The sequence below is a fragment of the Maribacter sp. MJ134 genome (assembly GCF_003970695.1).
Taxonomy (GTDB): Bacteria; Bacteroidota; Bacteroidia; order Flavobacteriales; family Flavobacteriaceae; genus Maribacter.
Genome location: NZ_CP034570.1, coordinates 2024698 through 2048380 on the forward strand (window position 1 = coordinate 2024698; position 23683 = coordinate 2048380).

23 protein-coding genes are annotated in these 23683 nt (G+C 40.3%); 9 read left to right on the forward strand and 14 right to left on the reverse strand.

All coding sequences use genetic code 11. The annotated features are described in order from the left end of the window. Positions 1-107: 107 nt before the first annotated feature. Entirely contained in the window at positions 108-1496 is a 1389-nt protein-coding gene (locus EJ994_RS08885; RefSeq protein ID WP_126592128.1) for an exonuclease domain-containing protein, read from the forward strand. Positions 1497-1952: 456 nt separating this feature from the next. Here the strand turns inward: EJ994_RS08885 and EJ994_RS08895 are convergent, their stop codons facing one another. The 7 genes from EJ994_RS08895 to EJ994_RS08925 form a co-directional block, all read right to left on the reverse strand. Continuing rightward, a complete protein-coding gene (locus tag EJ994_RS08895; RefSeq protein WP_126592130.1) occupies positions 1953-3362 on the reverse strand; it encodes an MBL fold metallo-hydrolase in 1410 nt (469 codons plus the stop codon). A gap of 120 nt (positions 3363-3482) precedes the next feature. Further along, positions 3483-5210 (reverse strand): SulP family inorganic anion transporter, encoded by a 1728-nt coding sequence (locus EJ994_RS08900; protein ID WP_126592131.1) that lies wholly within the window; start codon positions 5208-5210, stop codon positions 3483-3485. Between the two features lie 90 nt (positions 5211-5300). Then, complete coding sequence (locus tag EJ994_RS08905; RefSeq protein WP_126592132.1) at positions 5301-5891, reverse strand: DinB family protein; 591 nt, start codon at positions 5889-5891, stop codon at positions 5301-5303. A 28-nt stretch (positions 5892-5919) separates the two neighbouring features. After that, complete coding sequence (locus EJ994_RS08910) at positions 5920-6696, reverse strand: aldose 1-epimerase (RefSeq protein WP_126592133.1); 777 nt, start codon at positions 6694-6696, stop codon at positions 5920-5922. A 25-nt stretch (positions 6697-6721) separates the two neighbouring features. Further along, complete coding sequence (locus tag EJ994_RS08915; protein WP_126592134.1) at positions 6722-8119, reverse strand: CotH kinase family protein; 1398 nt, start codon at positions 8117-8119, stop codon at positions 6722-6724. 37 nt (positions 8120-8156) lie between these two features. Next, positions 8157-9137, reverse strand: coding sequence for a PLP-dependent cysteine synthase family protein (locus EJ994_RS08920; protein WP_126592135.1), 981 nt, complete (start codon positions 9135-9137; stop codon positions 8157-8159). Positions 9138-9170: 33 nt separating this feature from the next. Then, entirely contained in the window at positions 9171-10412 is a 1242-nt protein-coding gene (locus EJ994_RS08925) for an ABC transporter permease (protein ID WP_126592136.1), read from the reverse strand. 3 nt (positions 10413-10415) lie between these two features. Here EJ994_RS08925 and EJ994_RS08930 point away from each other — a divergent pair, with 3 nt between their 5' ends. Next, on the forward strand, positions 10416-11654 hold the full coding sequence (locus EJ994_RS08930; protein ID WP_126593683.1) for an exo-beta-N-acetylmuramidase NamZ domain-containing protein: 1239 nt from the start codon (positions 10416-10418) through the stop codon (positions 11652-11654). A gap of 114 nt (positions 11655-11768) precedes the next feature. Here the strand turns inward: EJ994_RS08930 and EJ994_RS08935 are convergent, their stop codons facing one another. Together EJ994_RS08935 and EJ994_RS08940 are read right to left on the reverse strand one after the other, a co-directional pair. Next, on the reverse strand, positions 11769-12605 hold the full coding sequence (locus tag EJ994_RS08935) for a sterol desaturase family protein (RefSeq protein WP_126592137.1): 837 nt from the start codon (positions 12603-12605) through the stop codon (positions 11769-11771). Between the two features lie 68 nt (positions 12606-12673). Continuing rightward, on the reverse strand, positions 12674-13168 hold the full coding sequence (locus tag EJ994_RS08940; RefSeq protein ID WP_126592138.1) for a YkgJ family cysteine cluster protein: 495 nt from the start codon (positions 13166-13168) through the stop codon (positions 12674-12676). Between the two features lie 75 nt (positions 13169-13243). Here EJ994_RS08940 and EJ994_RS08945 point away from each other — a divergent pair, with 75 nt between their 5' ends. Together EJ994_RS08945 and EJ994_RS08950 are read left to right on the forward strand one after the other, a co-directional pair. Next, a complete protein-coding gene (locus EJ994_RS08945; protein WP_126592139.1) occupies positions 13244-13957 on the forward strand; it encodes a class I SAM-dependent methyltransferase in 714 nt (237 codons plus the stop codon). A gap of 42 nt (positions 13958-13999) precedes the next feature. Beyond that, positions 14000-14878, forward strand: a complete 879-nt coding sequence (locus EJ994_RS08950; protein ID WP_126592140.1) for a hypothetical protein — start codon at positions 14000-14002, stop codon at positions 14876-14878. 271 nt (positions 14879-15149) lie between these two features. Here the strand turns inward: EJ994_RS08950 and EJ994_RS08955 are convergent, their stop codons facing one another. Next, positions 15150-15782 carry a 7-carboxy-7-deazaguanine synthase QueE gene (locus EJ994_RS08955; protein WP_126592141.1) on the reverse strand — a complete coding sequence of 211 codons (633 nt, stop codon included), beginning with the start codon at positions 15780-15782 and terminating at the stop codon, positions 15150-15152. A gap of 181 nt (positions 15783-15963) precedes the next feature. Between EJ994_RS08955 and EJ994_RS08960 the strand changes: the two genes are divergently transcribed. Then, positions 15964-17469 (forward strand): helicase HerA-like domain-containing protein, encoded by a 1506-nt coding sequence (locus tag EJ994_RS08960; protein ID WP_126592142.1) that lies wholly within the window; start codon positions 15964-15966, stop codon positions 17467-17469. An 84-nt stretch (positions 17470-17553) separates the two neighbouring features. After that, positions 17554-18108 (forward strand): hypothetical protein, encoded by a 555-nt coding sequence (locus EJ994_RS08965; protein ID WP_126592143.1) that lies wholly within the window; start codon positions 17554-17556, stop codon positions 18106-18108. A gap of 109 nt (positions 18109-18217) precedes the next feature. Here the strand turns inward: EJ994_RS08965 and EJ994_RS08970 are convergent, their stop codons facing one another. After that, positions 18218-18640, reverse strand: a complete 423-nt coding sequence (locus tag EJ994_RS08970; protein ID WP_126592144.1) for a winged helix-turn-helix transcriptional regulator — start codon at positions 18638-18640, stop codon at positions 18218-18220. A 96-nt stretch (positions 18641-18736) separates the two neighbouring features. Here EJ994_RS08970 and EJ994_RS08975 point away from each other — a divergent pair, with 96 nt between their 5' ends. Together EJ994_RS08975 and EJ994_RS08980 are read left to right on the forward strand one after the other, a co-directional pair. After that, positions 18737-19576, forward strand: coding sequence for an alpha/beta fold hydrolase (locus EJ994_RS08975; protein ID WP_126592145.1), 840 nt, complete (start codon positions 18737-18739; stop codon positions 19574-19576). A gap of 58 nt (positions 19577-19634) precedes the next feature. After that, positions 19635-20063, forward strand: a complete 429-nt coding sequence (locus EJ994_RS08980; RefSeq protein WP_126592146.1) for a VOC family protein — start codon at positions 19635-19637, stop codon at positions 20061-20063. A 34-nt stretch (positions 20064-20097) separates the two neighbouring features. On the opposite strand, the gene EJ994_RS08985 is transcribed toward EJ994_RS08980, so the two are convergent. The 3 genes from EJ994_RS08985 to EJ994_RS08995 all read right to left on the reverse strand — a co-directional run bounded on the left by EJ994_RS08985 (position 20098) and on the right by EJ994_RS08995 (position 23357). Further along, a complete protein-coding gene (locus EJ994_RS08985) occupies positions 20098-21069 on the reverse strand; it encodes an aldo/keto reductase (protein ID WP_126592147.1) in 972 nt (323 codons plus the stop codon). A 44-nt stretch (positions 21070-21113) separates the two neighbouring features. After that, the gene (locus EJ994_RS08990; protein ID WP_126592148.1) at positions 21114-21545 is read right to left on the reverse strand and encodes a DUF1569 domain-containing protein; all 432 of its coding nucleotides are present in this window, start codon (positions 21543-21545) and stop codon (positions 21114-21116) included. Positions 21546-21623: 78 nt separating this feature from the next. Further along, positions 21624-23357: an alpha/beta hydrolase-fold protein gene (locus tag EJ994_RS08995; RefSeq protein WP_126592149.1), complete on the reverse strand. Its 1734-nt coding sequence runs from the start codon at positions 23355-23357 to the stop codon at positions 21624-21626. A 137-nt stretch (positions 23358-23494) separates the two neighbouring features. Between EJ994_RS08995 and EJ994_RS17425 the strand changes: the two genes are divergently transcribed. Further along, a complete protein-coding gene (locus EJ994_RS17425; protein WP_164721442.1) occupies positions 23495-23638 on the forward strand; it encodes a hypothetical protein in 144 nt (47 codons plus the stop codon). Positions 23639-23683: the final 45 nt, after the last annotated feature.

Consider the following 23683-nt stretch of genomic DNA (forward strand, 5'->3'; position numbering starts at 1 on the left):
AGGTATAAGAAAGAAACCAATATTAATTTCGACCTAAACGTGGTGAAATTTAGATTTTAATTATTGAATAAATTGATACCGAACACAAGAAAAGTAAAGCACTCTCATTGTATAGCATAGTAGATATAGAAACAACCGGAAACGGAATTAAAGGCAATCGCATCACCGAGATATCCATTTTTAAATTTGATGGACATGAGGTAGTGGATGAATTTAATTCCCTTGTAAATCCCGAATGCGAAATTCCTTATTTCATTACCGGCCTTACGGGTATTGATAATGCCATGGTAAGGGATGCGCCCAAGTTAGAAGAAATTGCACCTAAGATACTTCAGATAACCAAGGATACTATTTTCGTTGCACACAGTGTAAATTTTGACTACAACGTCATTAAAAATGAGTTCAAAGGAATTGGTCTGGAATTTTCTAGAAAAAAATTATGCACCGTACGTTTATCCAGAAAACTATTGCCCGGGTATAATTCCTATAGTTTAGGCAAGTTATGCTCTGCTGTGGGTATTCCGCTAACGGACCGCCACAGAGCTCGCGGAGACGCTCATGCAACAGTATTACTTTTTCATAAATTACTACGGACTCCTGATGCGGAACCTGTCTTTAAAACCTTTCTTAATGCGCGCTCCCAAGAAGCAACCTTGCCTCCTGCCCTACCAAAAATAGAATTTGAAAAATTACCCGCCACACCTGGAGTATACTACTTTAAGGATGCCAAAGGAAAGATAATCTACGTAGGAAAGGCGATACATATCAAGAAAAGGGTTCTGAGTCATTTTTATGACAAGGCCACTAAAGAAATTGCGCTTTGCGGGGAGACCGCATTCCTTGATTTTGAAGAAACCGGAAGCGAATTGATTGCTCTTCTATTAGAATCCAGTGAAATAAAAAAGCATTATCCCAAATACAATAGGGCCCAGAAAAGAATCATTCAGCAATATGGCATCTTCTCTTACGAAGACCGGAATGGAATACTTCATCTAGCCTTCAATAAATTAAAAATGGTTCCTAGTCCGCTGGCCATTTTTTATAGTCCCACAGAATGCCGCATTTTTATGGAAGCTTTCTGTGAAGCCAACGGTCTATGTCCTAAGTATTGCCATTTGCAGGAAAACATCACCTCATGCTCGCATTACAAGATAAAACAGTGTATGGGCATATGTACCGACCTAGCGCATTTGGAAGCGTATAATAATAGGGTACTGCAGGCCATTACAACACTAAAGAACAGCAGCAGCGATTATTTTTTAAAACTGAAGGGTAGAACCGAGGAAGAAATGGCTTTTGTTTCGGTTGTGAACGGTATGTATGCAGGATATGGGTTTGTACCTAGCGATATACAAGTAAAAGAGCCAAACGATTTGGACTTTTATATTATCCCACAAAAAAATACATTGGAAACACAACGCTTAGTGGAGTCCTTTGCGCGTAAAAATTCGGATAGGATTATTGAAGTTAGTCAAGAAAAATTAGGCGCGTGGTAGCATTAGTCGTCCATTTTTTTATACATACGAACTACAAAGAGAAACCATACCATAAATATGATTCCCACGAAAATCGAATATAACAAAACAAAATCCACTACTTCTTATATTTCAAGTAATTCATAAAACCAAGGATCGTAGGTGCCCAGAAAGCTATAAAAATGGCATCTAACTTTTTTCCACTGAGAAACAAAACCTCGGATACTACAATTATGGATAAGACTACCAAAAGCAATACACAATTCATTGCTCCTATTCTCTCAATAAAATTTTTAATCATTACTGTAATACAAATCCTACTTAAAGGTATTAATAATAATTTTAAAAATTTAACGAATCATTAAGTTTTTATTAACATTTAATGATTTGTCAAAGAAAAGCCTAAAATAATGAATATTTTAGGCTAAACAAATGTGTATATTCAATTTTTATAACCCGATAACAAAACCTTAGGGGCTATAAGGTACTAGGGCAAACATAATCCGTCATCTTTAGGCCTTCTTTTTTCAATGCTCCAAAACCACCTGCCACGTCTATTAGGTTGTGAATACCCCTACTCTTTAAAATTGAGGCAGCGATTACAGATCGGTAACCTCCGGCACAATGTAAGAAGAACGGTTCTTTCTCCGGAAAATCGGCAAGATAGCTGTTCAGATTACTCAGTGGAGTATGTTTTGCCGTTTCCAAATGTTCGGAAAGAAATTCTCCTTCTTTTCTAACATCGAATACAGGAACTTCCTCCCTGGCCAATCTTGCTTTGACCTCCGAAGCCGGTACCGATGTTATCTTGTCTGTCTCTTTTCCGGCAGCTACCCATGCATCTAATCCGCCTTCTAGGTAGCCGATTGTACCATCAAAACCAACTCTTGATAATCGCGTGACCGCCTCCTCTTCTTTGCCTTGGGGTATAACCAATAGTAAAGGTTGTTTGGTGTCTGCTATCAAAGCACCGACCCACGGAGCAAAATCCCCGTTTAGGCCAATGAATATAGACCTGGGGATGTGTTGTTCAACAAATGCGGCCTGCGTCCTAACATCAAGCACCAAAGCCTCAGTTTCATTTGCGGCGAACTCGAACGCTTCTGGCGTCAACGCCCTCATTCCCCTATCTAAGACCTCGGAAATATCTTCATATCCTTCTTTATTCATCTTTACGTTAAGCGGAAAATATTTGGGAGGAGGCAAAAGTCCGTCCGTTACTTCCTTGACAAACTCCTGCTTGGTCATATCCGCCCGTAGGGCATAGTTCATCTTTTTCTGGTTACCCAAGGTGTCCACGGTCTCTTTCATCATATTCTTACCACAGGCCGATCCCGCTCCGTGGGCAGGGTATACAATAACATCGTCCGCCAAGGGCATTATCTTGTTCCGTAAGCTATCGTATAGCGTTTCTGCCAACTGTTCCTGTGTAAGGTGTGCAGCTTTTTGTGCTAAATCCGGTCTACCTACATCACCCAGAAATAAAGTATCACCAGAAAAAATCGCATGGTCTTTGTTATTTTCATCCTTCAAAAGATAGGTAGTACTCTCCATGGTATGACCTGGCGTATGAAGTGCCTTTATGGTAAGCTTCCCCAAATGAAACTCCTGACCATCCTTGGCGATAATGGCGTCGAACGATGGGTTCGCCGTAGGACCGTAAATTATGGGAGCACCGGTCTCCTTGGAAAGGGTTACATGACCACTGACAAAATCGGCATGGAAATGCGTCTCGAATATATATTTTATGGTAGCATTGGCTTTTCTGGCCCTCTCTATATAGGGTGTTACTTCACGCAAGGGGTCAATAATGGCAACCTCACCTTCACTTTCAATATAGTAAGCACCCTGTGCCAAACATCCGGTATAAATCTGTTCTATTTTCATATTGCTTTTCTTTTGATATCATCACGGCGCAAACGCCTAAAATCTATTATACGATTAAAAAATGGCGTACTGACTATTACAAAAATAAAGGAATTACCCCTTATTGTTTTATGACAATTGTCAATTCTTTCTACTGTTTTCATAGGCCACTCGGCACCCCACGATAGAAACCTTGTTAGGATCATCGTAGAACGACACTGCTTCCTTGGTCTTTACAAAAAGATATTCCCTGTGCAATTCATTGATGATTCCCGAACTAAAAATGACATCCCGAGTAGGACCTATGGCTCCTGCAATGTAAAACTGTAATCCCATAGCATGTATTTCATGTATGAGCTTTGTTAACATATCCGCTCCCGTAGCGTCAATATAGTTTATGGCTTCGGCATTTAAAATAACGGCCTTTAAGGGATTTCCCTTTGCCGCTACGTGCCGTAGCAGTTCCTTTTTAAAATAGGCGGCGTTACCAAAATATAATTGCGCATCAAAACGCACAATCAATAAATCTTCCCTTACCTGAACCTCATTTCCAAAACGCCTGATATTCTTGTAATAATCCGAATTTCTGATATTTCCTAGCTCTGCAAAATGCGGGTTTGAAGTGCGATATACCATCAGCAATAGTGAACAAAGTACCCCAATCAAAATACCCACGGTGATACCAATGAAAAGTGTACTTAAAAAAGTGATGATAAGAATGATAAACTCATCCCTTCTATTGGTCCAAAGACTTTTCGCATATTTCACGTCTATAAGACCAAAAACGGAAACCATGATAATACTGGCTAAGATGGCATTGGGCAAATACTGGAAAACCGGGGTTAGAAACAGTAAGGTAATCACCACTAGCGCAACACTGAACAAAGTGGACAATAGTGTTTTTGCACCCGTTTCATAATTAATAGCAGAGCGGGAAAAACTGGCCGTCACGGGGTACGCCTGAAAAAGGGCCCCGATCATGTTAGATGTTCCCAGAGCAATTAATTCTTGATTTGATACGATAGTCTCTTCCCCGTCTTTTTCCTCTAATGCCTTGCCAATAGAGACGGCCTCTAGATAACCCACCAAAGCTAGGGCTATGGCAATTGGCCATAAGCTTTGTACATATTCCAACTTTACATCCGGAACTGTAAACGACGGTAATCCTTGCGGGACCTCGCCCACAAGTTCTATCCCATATATTTTTAAATCCAACAGATATACTCCTAGGATACCAAGGACTACGATGACTAGAATAATAGGTATGTTTTTATTCCATTTTTTAAATATAATTATCAATACGATACCCAAGAGTCCAATACCCAAATCATAGGGATTAGTATCCCCAAATTTTTGAATTGCATTTTGAAGGAGTTGATGAAACTTGTTGCTACCCGCTATTTCTGTGCCTAACAAGTGCTTTAATTGGCTAAGGATAATAATTACCGCTGCGGCCGAAGTAAAACCGCTAATCACGGGTTTGGATAGGAAATTGACTAGAAAACCCATTCGGAACAGTCCCAACAAAAACTGAATGGCACCTACCATCAAGGCCAGAACCACGACCATTGCAATATAGTTCTCCACTCCCGATATGGCCAATGTTCCAAGTCCAGCAGCGACAAGTAAGGAATCCATAGCTACGGGACCGACTGCAATTTTTCTAGAGGTTCCTAAAAATGCATAGGTAATAACCGGAAAAAGTGAAGCGTATAAACCGTAAACCGGTGGTAGCCCGGCAATCATCGCATAGGCCATACCTTGAGGCACCAGCACTATACCTACCGTTAAGCCTGCAATTAAATCCTTTAGGAAATAGGCCCTCTTATAGGTAGACAACCACGTTAAAATAGGAAAGATACGTTGCACCTTGCAAAGTTAATCAATCTTGACAGTACAAACGCGCTTCGTTAGCTTAAGCGTCTTTTCGCGAATACTATGTGGAATAAGATACCTACGCTACTCATTGAGTTTTCCTAAAAATACGTTCACTTTAGGATTGATCGGGTTCCCTGATGCCCTGCGCAGCACCACCACCTGGCCAGCGTGCCAAACGGCATCTTCTATTGGTCCGTTGATATGGTTCCAAAATGGAAATTCGGAACTCCCTTGGGGGCGAATGAATACGAGCTTATGTTGCGATAAATCCGCCGACTTTAGAAACAAGGAACTCGCTATTCTAAAATTTTCCAAGGTCGCGTTTCTTTTGGCGCTAAAGCTTAATTCCGATTGCTTTTGTGTGTAATCCGTAGGTTGCTGTTTTGCCGAATTGACTATTGTTCTGGACAATCCGTATAAATGGTCCATGGTTTGCGCCAAAGTTCTCGATTCTGCCGTTGGTCTATACGCTAGGTCTACCTCTCTTAAACCTTCAGTGGCCCAATAATACCTAAAGCCGAGACCATCTATCATCCGAGACACTACCGTGCCGGGCGTATATTCTTCCGGTGCTTCCGGAATGGTAGCATAAAACGTCTCAGGGTCCGGTTTTTCTTGTGCGCACATAGCTTGGCTTAAAACAATGGTAAGTATGACTATTATCTTTTTCATTTCTTAGGTAAATGGTAAGAGGGTTATGCTATAAGGGTTTCAGCAGTACTTTAAAGATTTTAGGCTCTTCAGACAATTCTTCAAAACCCAAATGCAGTTGGTTTTGGGGTACAGCATAGGGGTAAAAGCTAATGGGCTCTATGCAGACCATATTGGAAACCTCTGTCCACAGCATAAAATTTCCAAATCCTTCTGTTGTAATCTCTAGGGACTTTTCGTCCTTCAATAGAATTTTTTCACAATCTGCCACATGAAAAGCCCTGCTCCCAACGGCCATGACCTCATCTAACGTAACACTCCCTTTTGAAGTCGTGATTACAGGGTTCGATGTTGTAAGGTTAAAGGCGGGATGGTACCCCAACATAAATGGCATCCCTACTTCGCCAGTAATGGTAAAGACCACTTCTAACCCGTCTTCTTTCAGTTCAAAAGACTTCTGAAATTGAAAATCGTAAGGCCATGTTAATTGTACTTCCGTAGATTTTACTGGAAATTTAGAATTTTTGACCTGCGTGTGAGCTTTGTACCCTTTCTCGAATACGGCCTTTGTTGTCGTTTGATGTTTTTCTTCGTACACCATTTCCCTTAGTAGGCCGTGTTGGTCCTGTACCGCATCGCCTTTTGGAGTCGCTACCCTAAAATTAGCCTCGTTAGTTGGTCCAATAACGGGAAACATTTCCGTATCGGCATTACGCCACCCTGGACTCCCTTTTTGGTGTATGAATTGGTGGCCAGTAACTACGTACCCTACCAGTTCCCCTTTATCGATTTTCACGGATTGATTTCCTAAACTAAGTTCTGTCATCGCGTACTATTCATTAAATTTTCGCTCAGAGCGCGTCTATCTGAGTATCCATCCAGCTAAGGCGGTCGTTTATCCAATCGGTTAGATAATTGAGCTCTTCCGCATAGGTATTACCAACAAAGTTGTTAGGCCATACGTACGTTCCAAGAACAGGCCAGAGATTAAAATTAGCTTCAGCGGCACCAGGTTGGTTCAAAGCCGTTGTGTAAGTATCTATTCTTCCAAAAATGGCACTATTGGATAGTGACCCTCCACGGAGTTGCCCCCATCTTTTTTTTAACTTGGAAACGTAAGCAGGATCTTCCATAAGTCGCTCCCACCAAAAAGGTACTTGCCAAAAATCTTCCGGACAACGCTCATTAAACCGGTACGCCCAAACGTTAGTAGCGCCGCCATCACAATAATCTGCATTTCCAAAGGCCAAATTAAAATCCCATATGGGTCCCATCTTCAGTTTATCGTTTTTATCCTTATGCATAAAGGTGCTTAGACGATAACCATCTACATTGTTAGAAAGTTCATTTAAAATAAAGAAGTCAATAAAACTGTCTATATCGATGTAAGCAGCGTAACCTGTTTCCATATCGGCAAAATTGTCCGAAGCCAATGCGGCTTCAAATTCTGCCATATAGTTAGAGATATAGTCCTTTTGCGCAGCTGTAATATCCTCCGCATCCGGTTCTTCGTAGAGGAAATAGATTTCCTGATCTAATGCAGCGTTGCGCGGCGCGTAATTGGAGACGAAAGAATTCTCGTCATTATAACCCTCTCCCAAATTAGTACCTGCTGTTTTATCAATCTTCAGAATATAACCGCCCGTGAGATCCTCTCCGTCGTTCTCATCTTCTTTAAGTTTATTTATGTCGATACGATTGGCATCTCGTTTTAGCTTCTCCATAAATACATAAACCCCTTGATCCACACCATTGATGGAAACTTCTACAAACTGTGTTCTACTTGCATAGCGTTGCATATCCCGAGACAGATCATATACCAGCATATTCCGCATCAAAGACTTATCACTGTATGGCGCGTAAAGAATCCAATCCTCTTCCTCCGGATAATCCAGAAGTGATGCATCCAAGTCTTCATTTGCAGCATCCCTTGTTTCAAATCCAAAAGATTTTTTCGGAAAAAATTGAGAAGTAGCTCCCCTAATCTCTATACCCATGTTCCCCTCATAGGAAACCACATCTTCCTTTGAGATGATGAAAGTAGCATCGGACTTTGGTTCGTCCACAATTTCATTGCCGTTTGTAGAAATAGCTATCAATGGCAGTGTACTTACCACCGGGTCTTCAATGTCTTCCTCTTCTTCCACAGGCACTGAACTGTCTGAACTACAACCCCACAAAAATAAAATAAGGCAAGAAAACAATAAACGATAGTATTCTGTTAATGTTAAAGATGGAACCTTCTTCATAATGGAACTTTTATTTCTAAGATACTGAAAAAATAGCCTACTCTAAGAAACCTTTTTCTTTCATCCACTCGTCATTGAACATTTTCCCTACATAGCGGCTCCCATGATCGTGGAACAGTATCACCACAACATCATCTTTTGTAAAATGCTCTTTTAATTGCAGCAGACCTTTAATTGCGGCACCGGCGGAATTCCCTAGGAACATGGCCTCCTCTTTTGCCAAACGTTGGGTATATACGGCCGCATCTTTATCCGTTACCTTGGTAAAACCATCGATCACCCCAAAATTGACATTTAGCGGTAAAATATCCTCCCCGATACCTTCCGTGATATAGGGATAGATTTCGTTCTCATCAAAAATACCGGTCTCATGATATTTTTTAAAGACAGAACCGTAGGTATCTATTCCCCATACTTTTACGTTGGGGTTCTTCATTTTTAAATAGGACCCCACACCGGAAATGGTACCGCCCGTGCCTACTCCCACGACAAAATGAGTGACCTTCCCCGCCGTCTGTTCCCAAATTTCGGGACCGGTGCTCAGAAAATGTGCTTTGCAATTAGACGGATTGTCATATTGATTCACGTACCAAGAATTCGGTATCTCCTTTGCCAGTCTTTTGGCCGTACTATAATAACTCCTAGGGTCTTCCGGAGCAACATCGGTAGGACAAACATGAACCTCGCTACCGACCGCTCGAAGGATATCCATCTTCTCCTTGGACTGTTTATCACTGATGACGCAAATCATCTTGTAACCACGAATAGTCGCTGCCAAGGCCAGACCCATTCCCGTATTACCAGAAGTACCCTCTATGATGGTTCCCCCAGGTTTCAAAACCCCAGCAGCTTCCGCATCCAAGACCATCTGTAAGGCCATACGGTCCTTTACCGAATTCCCTGGGTTAAAGGTTTCATATTTAGCAAGAACCAAACAGGGAAGTTCTGCCGTTAATCTGTTCAGTTTTACCAGTGGCGTATTTCCAATGGTCTCCAATATATTCTCTGCGTATTCCATTTTCATATTTTCAACTTCTTCGCTACGATCACATTATTCAAATCGTATCGCTTTTACCGGGGTAATTTTTGTGATGATGTAGGACGGTATCAACAACATCAGCAAGCATAATATTAAAACACCCACATTCAATAAAATAACCGTCATCACATCTATATGCACTGGTATATATTCTATATAATACTCTTTAGGATTCGGAAATTTAAAAAGCTTTAGCTTATCCTGTAACGTTATAATTGCTAAACCGATAAGATTTCCCCAAAATAGCCCCACCCCAATCAAATAAGTTGCGTTGTACAAGAACACTTTTCTAATACTCCAATTCGTAGTGCCTAATGCTTTAAGAATACCTATCATGGGGGTTCTTTCTAAAATAAGGACCAAGAGTGCCGTAATCATGTTTATACCTCCTACAATGATCATAATACCGATAATCAAAGCAATATTAAAATCGAACAGACCGATCCATTCAAAAATCTTATAGTATTTATCCTTTAAGGTTCGGGTATCTAAACTGGATACTGTTTTGCCGTAGATTTCCGCACTTTTGCTATCGATATCATCAAAGCTTTCCAAAAAAACCTCAAAATTCCCAATTTCATCGGCACCCCATTTATTCATGCGCTGAATATGACGAATATCGATAAAGATGAATCTGCTATCAATTTCTTCAAAACCGCTGTCATAGATTCCTTTAATGGTAAACTTACGTTGGTTGGGAATTTTATTGGTATCGTCGTCCCTAAGAAAAAAGGTAAAAAAAGAATCTCCGTTTTTTAGACCCAAACGACTAGCGGAAATACGAGAAATAAGCACTTCATCACTAATATCATCGGCATAGTTAGGCAACGCTCCTTCTACCAAAAACTCCTCTAACGCGCTCCAATTAAAATCTACTCCCACACCCTTGGCGATGATTCCCTCAAAAGTATCCGCAGTACGGATGATCCCTCCTTTTGTGGCAACTGCTTGTATATGTTCAATACCGTTAACAGAGGTAAATTCAGGATAAAAATCTTGATTTTTTGATATGGGGGTTACCGATACTTCCGAACTGTTGTTGTCATAGTTCGATATTTGGACGTGTCCATTAAAAGCGGTTACTTTTTCCCTGATTTTATGCTTTAGACCAACACCTGTAGCAATGGCGATCAACATCATAATGATACCGAGGACGATAGCTGTAATAGCTATTTTTATTATTGGTGCGGAAATACTAATTTTATGCTCCTTACCCGTAATAAGCCTTTTGGCGATAAAATATTCTAGGTTCAAATGATGTTATTTTTATCCAATTTCAAAAGTACAGTTTTATTATCGTTTTTAATATGTGCTTCCTGCGGAAACCCATCAAAGAACACCACTGCCAAAACGGAACATACGACAGAAATACCAGCAAAAACGCCTCCAGAAAAAATTAAAGTCGCAGCCAATAGAACCGAGGTCTACCTTCCTTTATTACGAGGTAAGAAGATAGCCGTAGTAGCCAATCAGACCAGTGTTATATTCAACGAAAAAGGGTATACGCATTTGGTAGATTCCCTTTTGCGTCTACAAATGGATATAAAAAAAGTATTTGCACCGGAACATGGTTTTCGTGGAAAGGCAGATGCTGGCGAAAACGTCAAGGACGGAACGGATACCCAGACGGGCTTGCCCATTAAATCCCTCCATGGAAAGCACAGAAAGCCCACGCAAGCACAACTAAAAGACATCGACCTGGTGCTTTTTGATATTCAGGATGTGGGCGTTCGTTTTTACACCTATATAGCCACCTTGCAATTAGTTATGGAGGCCTGTGCCGAAGCAGGAGTTCCGGTTATCATCTTAGACCGGCCAAACCCAAATGCCCATTATATTGGCGGACCAACGATGGAGGCCGAACACACCAATTTTTTGGGCATGACTACAATACCTCTTGTGTACGGAATGACCATTGGCGAATATGGAAAGATGATTAACGAGGAAAGGTGGTTGGCAAACGGAAAAAAGGCAGATTTAAAGGTTATTCCTTTGGAAAACTGGTCGCGAGAAATGGAATACCATTTGGTTATACGGCCCTCTCCGAACTTACCTAACGATACTGCAATTACCTTATATCCGAGTCTCGGGCTTTTTGAAGGCACCAATATTAATGCGGGTCGCGGTACGGAATTCCAATTTCAGCGTTATGGCGCTTCCTTTTTGGATACTACCAAGTATGACTTCAGTTATGTTCCAAAACCTAATTTTGGCTCTAAATATCCCAAAGAGGAAGGTAAAACCTGCTACGGTCTGGATTTATCGAAAACACCGAGGATGAACCAATTCACTTTGAAATGGATACTAGAAGCTTATAAGAACTGTACTGACAAATCTAAATTCTTTCTTACCGATGGATTTACAAAACACGCCGGAACCATCAAACTACAAAAGCAAATTGAGGAAGGACTTTCAGAAGCGGCAATCAAGTTAACTTGGCAGGCTGATTTGGAAAAGTTCGATAAAATCAGAAAACAATATCTTATTTACGATTAGCTAGCTTGATTTTGAATCTTTGAATTTTTGAATCCCTTTAAAGCTAGGCCTGCGCTTGCTATTGCCCTAGCAACACCTACAATTACCCTTAGTTGAAATAGGAGAATGTGGCCCTTAATCGGTTTGAACTTGTGTAGGCTTTCTGTATTTATGAAAGGGTTGTTTTAGAAGACCTTTTATGCTTGAGTTTTCCTTCTCATCGGGGAAAGTATCCACCCCGTAGGTAATCTTTTCAGGTTCCAGTTCCATATAGGTGCCGAACATACGGTCCCAAATAGAAAATATATTTCCGTAATTGCTATCGGTATAGGGCAATACGAAATGATGGTGAACTTTGTGCATATCCGGTGAAACAATAATCCAGCTCAAAGCCTTGTCCACCGCTCTCGGCAAGCTGATATTCGCATGATTAAATTGGGACAGTATTACAGATACACTTTGGTAGAGCATGATTATCCCTACGGGAGCTCCAACGATTAAGACTCCAAGCAGGGTAAACAGGTATCTAATTAAACTTTCTAACGGGTGATGTCTGTTTGCCGTAGTAGTGTCCACATTGTGGTCCGAATGGTGTACTAAATGAACCATCCATAGGGGTTTTACCTTATGTTCTACCAAATGCGCCGTGTAGGCGCCAATTAAATCCAATAACATAATGCCCAACAGCACGTACAACCATAGCGGCATTTCCGGCAGCCAATTGATAATCCCAAAATCATTTTGAATGGTCCAATCAGATGTCTTTAACAACAAAAAGGCTAAGGGGAAATTTACGATAATAGTGGTCAGCGTAAAGAACAGATTAGGCAGTGCATGCTTCCATTTTTTGTATCTGACACTAAATAGAGGGACAATACCTTCCAAAATCCAAAAAAAAGTGATGCCCCCCACCAAGATCAGACTTCGGTGCAACGGTGGAATATTTTCAAAGTAAGCGAGCAGTTGTTCCATGTTCTAAATATACCTAAAAGGGTACTAGCACGCAAAACTAGTGTAAGCTTGGCTGTTTCATATTACTCCTATAAAGCCGTTAGCTTTTTCATCTCTTCCACGATATTGAACGCAGCGGGACAAATAGCTACATTTTTAAGCGTAAGATGACTTATTTGTTGAAACTTTTTCCTGTCCGTATGTGGAAATTCCCTACAGGCCTTAGGTCTTACTTCATAAATGGAACAAAAGTTATCCGCTCCAAGAAAAGTGCAAGGCACCTGTTGTAAAACATAATCATTTTCCTCGTCTACCCGCAAATATTGTTCAATGAATCTTTGGGGTTTCATCCTAAAATTTTTGGCTATTCGGGCTACATCGGCATTGGTAAAAAGTGGTCCGGTAGTCTTACAACAATTGGCGCAGGTAAGACAGTCTGTTCGTTCAAATTCTTTCTCATGTAATTCCTGCATGAGGTAATCCAAGTTTTTGGGAGGTCTTTTTTTAAGCTTTGCAAAAAACTTTTTGTTTTCAGTATGTTTGTCCTTTGCCTTTTTAGGTAAATCCCTTAGAACCTGCTCCATAAAATGAATAATAATGTCGTAAAACTAGCAAAGTCCTTCTAAAAAAAGTGATTTTTGACTTTTAAAATAGCGTATTTGAAGAAAGATATTTTTGGCACCGCCCTTCTAGATTATCAAAACGGAAACTACACGGAAGATATTAAAACCTATTCCTCCCTGGAGGAAGAAGATGTAATGCCTCTGCCTTATCTGTTTAGAGATTTTGATGCCATGCCGCTACTTGAACAGAAAGCACTATCCCTTTGCAAGGGTACTATCCTGGATATTGGTTGTGGAGCCGGCAGTCATGGGTTATACCTACAAAATAAGGGGTATACGATTACGTGTTTAGACCAATCGCCCGGAGCTATAACGGTATGTAAAAACAGAGGTTTAGTGCATACCCACCTTGGGAGTCTATTAAATTTTGAAGGAGCATCCTTTGACACTTTACTCCTATTAATGAACGGAATTGGGATTTGTAAATCGCTTAGTGGACTAAATGTATTTCTGAATAAACTGAAATCACTTTTGAAACCTGGGGGACAAATTATACTGGATTCGAGTGATATTATTTACATGTATGAAACTGATGAGGACGGCGGTTATTGGATTCCCGAAAACGTATCCTATTACGGAGAAGTGCAGTTTCAAATGGAATACAAACAACAAAAAAGCGAACCGTTTAATTGGCTATATTTAGATTTTAATACGCTGCAACGCGCAGCAGTTTGCAACAATTTATCCTGTGAACTTGTAAGTGAAGGCGAACATTACGACTATTTAGCTAGATTATCTATTAAAAAATAATAGCAGGCACGTTTTTTGCGTTAAGTCCTTATAAAAAAGATTATGAATAAGCTCCAAAGTATTTTTCTATCTAGTTTGTTTCTGTTGTTTTTTTCCTGTAGCCAGAATAGTGATGATTCCCCAGAACCGGAACAAGAAATTGATAAAACAGCTAACCTTCAAGGCACGGGAGACTCTGCCAATGACATTCTCTCCAACGCCTCTTTTGACAAGATCAAAATTGAAATTGCGCATGTAACCGGGTTTAGACCAACGGCTGCTGCCATGACAGAATTTACCGATTTTCTTAGGCAGCATACCTTTAAAGAGGACATTGAAGTGATTTTCACACAACTAGATTCTCCAGAAGAAGACAGTCTTACCTTGCAAGAAATTGCCGAACTAGAGGGTGAGAACAGAACGGTGTACAATAATGGGAGAACCTTGGGCATTTACATTTACTTTGCCGATGCCCCCTCTGTCGGGGACGAAGAGGACGGTGGGCGTGTTACCCTTGGAGCCGTCTATAGAAATACCTCCATGATCATCCATGAAGTCACGGTAAGACGTTTAGCTGCGCAGAGTTCATTTATCTCCAACGCAGATGTTGAGTCGGCCACTTTAAATCATGAGTTCGGACATTTGTTCGGGCTGGTAAATTTGGGCACTCCCGCCATTAATGATCACGAAGATCAAGATGCTTTAAATCATTGTAATGTGCCAGGTTGTTTAATGAGGGCCGAGCTACAATTTGGGGGTTCTTCTGGTAAGTCTAACTTATTAGCCTCTACAAGCAGTTATGAAGATGGTGTCAAAGCGGGTTGCATCCTTTCCGGACAAAGTGTTCTGAATCTATTACAATCCAACTCCGGTAAAAGTTCTGCCGCCCCTGGACTAGATGCCGAGTGTATCTTAGATATACAAGCTAATGGAGGACGTTGATTCTTCTATTTAATGCCATAAACTAGGGTTAATCCCATCGACTACGCTCAGGACAAGGGTTGATCCCTTCGACTACGCTCAGGACAAGTGTAGATTGTAGAAATTCGAAAAAGATGATGAATTATCCCAATCTTATTTTCTCTAAACTGTGTATCTACTGCTAATTCCTAACAGTCAACTACAGACTCCCAACTCCTGAATACTGACTACTCACTAATGGCTACTGGGTACTGACTACTGACTACTGACTGCTGACTACCGAATACTGACTTTAAGGTATATTCAAATACTTGTGGGTCTGTAACGAAACCTTCCATTTAGGGTTTTTCATCACATAATCAACGATTAAAGGGGTTACCTTATCTTTTACGCTCCATTCCGGCTGTAAATAAAGGATACAATTGGTATTAGTCAGGGCAGCCTGTTCCTCTGCAAAAATAAAATCGTGCTTGTTGTAGATGATTATTTTTAATTCGTGCGCTTCATCGTATATACCTCCTTTGGGCAATTTATTCTTTTTAGGCGATAAACATATCCAATCCCACAAACCTGTTAACGGATAAGCTCCAGACGTCTCTATATGTGTTTTTAGATTTTTGTTCTTAAGAGCGGAGGTCAAAGGTCCCATATCCCAAGTTAGTGGTTCGCCTCCGGTGACGACGATAGTGTCCGAGTATTTTGCGGCGTTGGCTACGATAAAATCAATATGGGTCGGGGGGTGCGTATCCGCGTTCCAACTTTCCTTAACATCGCACCAATGGCACCCTACGTCACAGCCCCCTACACGTATAAAGTAAGCCGCCGTGCCTTTATGAAAACCTTCTCCTTGTATGGTATAAAATTCCTCCATTAAAGGCAGCATCAAACCCTTTTCCACTAATTTTAACACCTCCTGTTTATCCATCGTGCAAAGATAGGAATAACACTTTTTAAAATTATAACCCTGAAGTTTTAAGTGAGAAGGTTTTATGTCCCCTACAAAACGTAAATTAAAATTACGTAGTGTTAATTACATTTCATAACCCCCGAGCACTTCTGCTTTTGTATTGCTCAGAAATCAGCTATTTTTATCAAAAATAAATATCATGGGTTCCAAAGAAGATTTCTTTGCACATATTGAAAAAGGCTATGCCACCAAAGGTGATTTCATTACCATGGGTGCGGCTATGCTTGGCGAAGAGACCATTACAGATGCACTGGTCAAAATACCACTGAAAACGCTAAACCGACATGGTCTTATTGCAGGAGCGACCGGAACTGGGAAAACGAAAACACTTCAAGTGTTGGCAGAGAATTTGTCCGACAAGGGAATCCCTGTGTTGCTAATGGATTTAAAGGGAGATTTAAGTGGCTTGGCACAACCCAGCCCAGGTCATCCAAAAATTGATGAACGCCATACCAAAATCGGAATTCCTTTTGAAGCGAAAAGTTTTCCTGTGGAAATACTATCCCTGTCCGAGCAGGACGGGGTTAAAATGAGAGCTACAGTATCGGAATTTGGCCCCACATTACTTTCCAGAATTCTTGATCTTACCGAAACCCAGGAAGGAATTGTTGCCGTGGTATTCAAATATTGTGATGACAACAAGCTACCCCTATTAGATTTAAAGGACTTCAAAAAAGTCTTACAATACGCCACAGGTGCCGGAAAAGCGGAATTCACAAAGGACTATGGTCGTATTTCTACCAGTTCTACAGGTACTATACTTAGAAAAATAATTGAGCTAGAGCAACAGGGTGCAGACCTGTTCTTTGGTGAGAAGTCATTTGAGGTGGACGATCTTACCCGAATAGACGAAAATGGAAGAGGCTATATTAATATTCTTAGACTAACGGATATTCAGGACCGACCAAAACTTTTTTCGACCTTTATGCTTAGTCTTTTGGCAGAAATCTATGCCAATTTTCCTGAACAAGGTGATAGCGATAGACCGGAATTGGTACTTTTTATAGATGAAGCTCACCTTATCTTTAAGGAAGCTTCGAAAGCGCTATTGGACCAGATAGAGAGTATTGTTAAGCTTATTCGTTCTAAAGGTATTGGCCTTTATTTTGTTACCCAAAACCCAACGGACGTTCCCAACGAAGTATTAGCACAGTTAGGCCTTAAAGTGCAACATGCCTTGAGGGCGTTTACGGCAAGAGATAGAAAAGCTATTAAATTGACGGCTGAAAATTATCCTATTTCGGAATACTACAATACCAAAGAAGTCCTTACTTCTCTTGGTATTGGAGAAGCATTGATTTCTGCACTAGATGAGAAAGGTAGGCCAACCCCATTAGCTGCAACCTTATTAAGAGCTCCTATGAGCCGCATGGATATTCTTACGGAAAAAGAACTTAAGGATGTTATTAAAAAGTCAAGCCTCGTAAAAAAGTATGGAGAGGTCATAGATAGGGAAAGTGCCTATGAAATTTTAAATGAAAAAATTGAAAAAGCAGAAGTTCTTGCCGCAAAGGAAAAGGCAAAGCCAAAGACCAGAAGCAGAACTACAAGAAGAAGCACCAGACAAAACCCTGTTATTAAAGTATTAACTAGTGCCACCTTCATAAGGGGTGTTTTAGGAGTATTGAAAAAAGTAATGCGTTAAAAGTTTTCCGCTACGCCTTTTCAGAAAAAAGGCAATAGTAACCAAATGATAAGCACAGCTAATTTTAAATTATTATAGTAGTACATGAAATCAATCAAAACAATCATCATTCTTCTTTCTTGCGTGCTGTTAACGCAGTGCAAAGAGGAAAAAGACCTCAACTTTATACTTTCTTCTGACCAAGTTGGAAAACTGAATAAAAATACTTTGGCCAGGGATTTAGAACTCATCTATGCCGAAGATTCCCTAGTTATGGATACGGTAAAATTAAATTTTGGAAGTGGGGCCAGTAAAATTAAGGTTTTTGAAAAAGGTGGCGCGCACCTCTTAACCTTAACACCTAATTCAGACAGCATACCAACCGTACAAAACGTAAAGGTTAACGACCCTAGATACATTACCGATGATGGGATAAATATTAATAGCACCTTTAAGGATATTAAAGATCACTATCAGATTAAAAAGATTATCACTTCCCTGAACAACGTGGTAATTCTGTTGAAGAATAATGATATATACTTCACTATTGATAAAACGGAACTTCCAGCTAGTTTACGCTATAAAGCCAATACGGATATTGAAGCGGTACAAATTCCTGACACGGCCAAAATAAAGTATATGATGATTGGTTGGGATTAATCGTTGACTCCTTCGACTACGCTCAGGACAAGGGTTGATCCCTTCGACTACGCTCAGGACAAGGGTTGATGCTCTCTTAAAAGAAATTATCAGCAATTGAAACCTATTTTTATTTTATTTGAAATTTTTCTTTATTCTGAAGTACTTTGGGACTGTTGAGCTGCATCCATTCCGTTAACTGAATTAATTTTTCTACATATTTTTTACCAAAGTCGCTTAGGCTGTACTCCACTCGTATTGGAACCTCGGGATACATTTTACGCACCAAATAACCATCGGTCTCCAACATCTTAAGGCGTTCGCTCAAAACCTTATTGGAAATACCATAGACATATTTTTTCAGCTTATTAAAACGCAACACGGGAAAGTAGCCTAAATATAGAATGATAAGAATACTCCATTTGTCAGAGGCCAAGGCCAATACATCGCGTACAGGACATAATTCTGGCGGATTTCTATAATCGATATGACCGAACATTTTTTTTAATTTTTTTGCCGTCCTAACTTGTTGATTGTCAATTATAGTTTCCATTACGATACCAGATTAGAGTTATGTAACCAGTGCGGATTACAAATCATTTATGTATTTTTGATTACAAATAATAACCAAGTTACAAAAAGTAACCTTATGAAAAAACGCTTGGCCAAATTCCTTCCAAAACTTTACGGCATGTCCCTTAATGTATTGGCCTTGATTAACCCAACCAAAGCGGCAAAAAAGGCTTTCTATATCTTTTGCACGGTGAGAAAGGGGCGTATACTTCCACATCAGAAAACCTATTTAGACCCAAAGAAAAAAGAGCTTATCGCTATAGCCGACCATAAAATTCAACTATATGAATGGAAAGGTAGTGGAGATACCGTATTGCTAGTTCATGGCTGGGAAAGCAATACTTGGAGATGGCACAAACTAATTGAAAAACTTTCCAATGCAGGTTACAACATTATTGCATTTGATGCTCCTGCACATGGCTATTCTTCAGGAAAATATCTTTATGTTCCTCTATATTCCCAGGTACTTCAAGAACTTGTCACAAAGTTCGATCCCGAACATCTCGTAGGCCATTCCGTGGGTGGAATGACCTTGCTGTACAATGAATACCAATACAGCAACGCCAACGTAGAGAAAATGGTTACCATCGGCTCTCCATCGGAATTTCATGAAATCATGAGCCATTATCAACTACTTCTAGGTTTAAATACACGGGTATACAATGCACTAGCAAAATACATTAGAGATAGGTTTGGCTTTACCATACGAGAATTTTCGACCTCTCGCTTTGCACGGTTGAATACTAAGAAAGGTCTTTTATTCCATGACAAACTAGATGTCATTGCGCCTTACCACGCTTCTGAACAAGTCCACGCCAGTTGGAAAAACAGTGAATTCATTAGCACTGAAGGGTTAGGGCATTCCATGCATCAAGACGAGGTCAATGAAAAGATCGTCGAATTTTTAAGTAAGTAATTGTGAGGTTCTGCACAATCTCTTACTTTTAATGCACCAATAAAATACGCATCTTGTCATGAACAACACCGTAACTCCTTTTCACATTGCCATCCCGGTACACAACTTGGCAGAATGTAGAACGTTCTACAGAGAAATATTGAACTGTGAAGAAGGAAGAAGTAGCGACCATTGGGTAGATTTCAATCTTTTTGGACATCAATTGGTCATACACTATAAACCTAAAACTGAATCTACGGACCAACATCATAACCCTGTAGATGGTCATGATGTTCCCGTTCCACATTATGGCGTTGTACTACCTTGGGAAACTTTTGAGTCTTTCTCAGAAGAGTTAAAAAACAAAGGTGTAAAATTCGTGATTGAACCCTATGTGCGGTTCCAAGGTTTGGTTGGTGAACAAGCCACCATGTTTTTCTTAGACCCGGCCGGTAACGCATTAGAGTTCAAAGCCTTCAAAGATATGGGACAACTATTTGCCAAGTAAACGGGCCTAACTAAAAAATACGTTTAACTTTTAATTATTGCGACCACTCCGTAGGTTCCCTATCCCATCTATGTTTATGGAGTTCTTTATACAATTCTCGTGACAACCCTTGCCCATCGCTTGTTGCTGTATTGGCCAAAACATTGCGTTGTTTTCGCATTCCTGGAATGGTTGTACTCACAGCATCGTTCATTAAAATAAAGCGGAGTGCCATTTCGGCCATAGTCATTCCTTCGGGAATTAGTGGTCTTAGCGCATCTGCATGCTCCACAGAAGAATTTAAGTTTTCGGGCACAAAATAAGTTCCTCGCCAGTCGCCCTCTGGGAAAGTGGTCTCCTTTGTCATGTTTCCCGTTAAAGTACCCTCATCAAAAGGTACCCGTGCAATAATTCCTAAATCTAATTCTTTACATGATGGGAATAATTTATCTACAGGAGCTTGGTCAAAAATATTGTAGATAACCTGAACTGTATCCAATTTTCCGGTTTTCAATGCTTTAATTCCATTTTCGGGCTCCCAGCGGTTCATGCTAATACCCATAGCTCCTATTTTCCCGGAAGTCTTTAAATCCTCAATAGCGCGCTGCCATTCCTCCCTATCGCTCCAAACATCGTCCCAGGTATGAAACTGCATTAAATCCAACTGCTCCATTCTCAAATTTCGTAATGTTTTATGCGTGAAATCCATGATATGTTCCACAGGGTAAGAGTCCTCGAAACGATATTCTGGCTTTGCAGGCCATTGAAAATTTTTAGGAGGAATCTTACTGGCGGTATATAATTTTTTAGAGGGATGTCTTTTGACCAACTCGCCAAGTAATTCTTCACTATGACCTTCACCATAACCCCAAGCGGTATCAAAAAAGTTAACTCCGTTTTCAACGGCCAAATCCAGCGATTTTGCCGATTGTTGGTCGTCCGAAGCTGTCCACCCTGCCATTCCCCACATACCATAACCTACTTCGCTCACTTGCCAATCCGTTCTTCCAAATCTTCTGTATTTCATATGTTTTAATTCTTTTTATCGATTACCTTTCTGCTTGTACAATTTTATACGTTGAATTGGCTTAAGTGGTAATTAAGGTGATACTTTGTTATACGGGTCCATTTCGCTTTGTTCAGTTGACCAAAATAAGGATGTGGCCCACAGACAAAATCATTATCCAATTGAGAAAATTCCAAAATATGTTGTTTTAATAAAACAACGTCGTTTCTAAAATGAGTCGGTTGCGTTCCGCCTCCCTCTACCTGTCCCAATCCTTTAGCCACCGGAACGGTTTTTCCGGCACTAGACAGCACCATGACCTCTTTAGACGTTAAACCACCGTACTCCTCTGCACGTATGGTATTCAAGGCCAAACGAATTTGGTCCGTACAGTGACAAATCATTTGATTCACGTTCATTTTTCCAAACATAGGTTTGGTATTAGCTGCTAACGTATCTATTCTATCAAAAAAATCATGAATCTCTTTTTCACTCATTACCCTTAGTTAAGGAAACAAAATTTGTTACCATGATCTAAAAAATAAATGATTATACACTGTCAAAATTGAGGACCTTTATTTATATCTCCAGCTAGTCAAATCGGCTCCTGTCGGTGCACTCTCCGCAATACGTTTCATAATTTTAGGGACATACATGCTGTTATAGCGTAGCCTACTTATTGCATTAGGTTCTTCCGGGTCACCGTTCCAGCAGTGTTCTGCCCTATCGCCATAAAGTACTTCCCCGTCATAATAAGGTTCTGATGTATTTTCTAAAAAATCTTCCATGAGATAGACGGCATTGTTGAGATAATAATTATCCATATCTCCACAATAAATATGTATTTTACCTTTAAGGTCATCTCCAAGTTTATCCCAATCCCTTTCCAGAATATGTCTTAGGTCATAATTTTCTTTCCAATACTCCGCCACGGTATGGTCAATATCACCGCTCATCTTATCCCAAATACGAACCGGGTAACCGTCATCTCCCTGAGGAGAATAGGTCGCTTCCCAAATGTCCCATTGTTGCCCTGAACGCGACTTGTCTCCCAGAACCAGCTCTAGATGATTTCCTTGAATCAAAGTTGATTGAATATTCCCCAAATAATCTCTATGCGCAGGAACCGCTAACTTTTTATGCGCACTATCATAGTAGTAGGCGTTATCATCTTCGTAAATATTGGTTAAGCAATACGCTCTAAAATCTATTGGGTCCGGACACGCAGCAAAGCATCCATTATATTCTTCTGGATATTTCACCTGTACGGCCAGGGCTTCCCATCCACCGGTTGAGCCTCCATAAAGAAAGCGAGACCAACCTTCTCCCAAACCACGAAACTCTTTTTCGATATAGGGAATAAGTTCGTAGGTAATGGCATCACCATAGGGGCCCTGACTTGCCGAATTAACGGCATAGGAATCATCATAGTATGGGGTTGGATGCTGTATTTCTATGATAATCATTCTTGGAAAATCTGGCTCGTTCCAACGCTTATAGAAATCATAGGCCTCCTGCTGCTGTATAACGTTATAGCCCTCTAAATTAAAACGCTCCGAATACTCCGGCTTCATTTCAGGGTCTGGTGGCGTTGTTCTAAAACCTCCAAAATCATCCGGAAAATGACCGTGAAAAACCATCAAGGGATACTTGGCCTCCGGGTGTTCGTTAAAACCTTTAGGTAAAAGAACATGGGCTCCCAAGTACATATCCCTTCCCCAGAATTCTGAAAGTTTTTCGGATTTTATTTTAATATGTTTTATCCACTCCGTATCCTTTGGCTCTTCAATTGGAGGTATGACCTGATCCATTACCACTGCAACATTCTCAATACCTTTATCCACCACTCTTATCTTAAAGGGTTTGCTGTATAGATTCCCTGGCGAACTCTTCCATTGTTGACCTTCACCATTATCCATTGGAAGTTTGACCGTATGCCCAGTAATCAGATTAAAGGTTTCATACACATGTAGCAAGGCCTGTACGTTATACTCTCCCGGTGGCACATCACTTAGACTTGAATAGGGATAACCAAAAACCGTATCATCAAAAGTGATAACATCTCCTGGTTTCATCTCGTCGACGTTCATCCCAAAAATCAATTGCCCATTTAGGCCATCATTAATTTGAAAACGAGGCTCTTTCTCATCATTATTAGATAGCATTAAGAGCAGGCGACCATCTTTAGGGGTCTCACTAGCTGTATTAGCAAAGGAAACATTAATGGAAATAGCAGGGTCTTTTTTGTTCTCTTCACAACTCACCAACAGAATACATCCTGCTAGCACACTAAATAATAATTTTTTCATGGTAATAATTTCGTTGGTTCAACACTGGATAACATTACCTAAAAGGTACGGTATTCTTTTTCACCGTCAAATAAGAAATTAAGGATTAAAGCGTTTTAAGTAAATAGGTCTATCTATTTAAATCTAAAAAACACCTCATGAAAAAAATAGTATTTGTCCTGAGTTTGCTTTGTGCGTTTGTGCTTTTAAGTTGTGATTACGATGACAGTAATGATATAGACATCCTGAAACCTGTAGATTCTACAGCCACTGGAATAAACACTCCAGACTTGGCTAACTAAAAAGCCTCCAATCCAAAGACTGAAGGCTTAAACTTATCATTTATT

Bases quoted from the DNA above. Each gene is read 5' to 3' on its own strand.
- EJ994_RS08990 (WP_126592148.1), bottom strand. From the start codon at position 21,545: ATGAGTGAAAAAGAGATTCATGATTTTTTTGATAGAATAGATACGTTA.
- EJ994_RS08930 (WP_126593683.1), top strand. From the start codon at position 10,416: ATGTTATTTTTATCCAATTTCAAAAGTACAGTTTTATTATCGTTTTTA.
- EJ994_RS08970 (WP_126592144.1), bottom strand. From the start codon at position 18,640: ATGGAAACTATAATTGACAATCAACAAGTTAGGACGGCAAAAAAATTA.
- EJ994_RS08910 (WP_126592133.1), bottom strand. From the start codon at position 6,696: ATGACAGAACTTAGTTTAGGAAATCAATCCGTGAAAATCGATAAAGGG.
- EJ994_RS08995 (WP_126592149.1), bottom strand. From the start codon at position 23,357: ATGAAAAAATTATTATTTAGTGTGCTAGCAGGATGTATTCTGTTGGTG.
- EJ994_RS17425 (WP_164721442.1), top strand. From the start codon at position 23,495: ATGAAAAAAATAGTATTTGTCCTGAGTTTGCTTTGTGCGTTTGTGCTT.
- EJ994_RS08965 (WP_126592143.1), top strand. From the start codon at position 17,554: ATGAAATCAATCAAAACAATCATCATTCTTCTTTCTTGCGTGCTGTTA.
- EJ994_RS08960 (WP_126592142.1), top strand. From the start codon at position 15,964: ATGGGTTCCAAAGAAGATTTCTTTGCACATATTGAAAAAGGCTATGCC.
- EJ994_RS08980 (WP_126592146.1), top strand. From the start codon at position 19,635: ATGAACAACACCGTAACTCCTTTTCACATTGCCATCCCGGTACACAAC.
- EJ994_RS08905 (WP_126592132.1), bottom strand. From the start codon at position 5,891: ATGAAAAAGATAATAGTCATACTTACCATTGTTTTAAGCCAAGCTATG.
- EJ994_RS08955 (WP_126592141.1), bottom strand. From the start codon at position 15,782: ATGGATAAACAGGAGGTGTTAAAATTAGTGGAAAAGGGTTTGATGCTG.
- EJ994_RS08915 (WP_126592134.1), bottom strand. From the start codon at position 8,119: ATGAAGAAGGTTCCATCTTTAACATTAACAGAATACTATCGTTTATTG.
- EJ994_RS08895 (WP_126592130.1), bottom strand. From the start codon at position 3,362: ATGAAAATAGAACAGATTTATACCGGATGTTTGGCACAGGGTGCTTAC.
- EJ994_RS08935 (WP_126592137.1), bottom strand. From the start codon at position 12,605: ATGGAACAACTGCTCGCTTACTTTGAAAATATTCCACCGTTGCACCGA.
- EJ994_RS08985 (WP_126592147.1), bottom strand. From the start codon at position 21,069: ATGAAATACAGAAGATTTGGAAGAACGGATTGGCAAGTGAGCGAAGTA.
- EJ994_RS08940 (WP_126592138.1), bottom strand. From the start codon at position 13,168: ATGGAGCAGGTTCTAAGGGATTTACCTAAAAAGGCAAAGGACAAACAT.
- EJ994_RS08975 (WP_126592145.1), top strand. From the start codon at position 18,737: ATGAAAAAACGCTTGGCCAAATTCCTTCCAAAACTTTACGGCATGTCC.
- EJ994_RS08950 (WP_126592140.1), top strand. From the start codon at position 14,000: ATGAATAAGCTCCAAAGTATTTTTCTATCTAGTTTGTTTCTGTTGTTT.
- EJ994_RS08920 (WP_126592135.1), bottom strand. From the start codon at position 9,137: ATGGAATACGCAGAGAATATATTGGAGACCATTGGAAATACGCCACTG.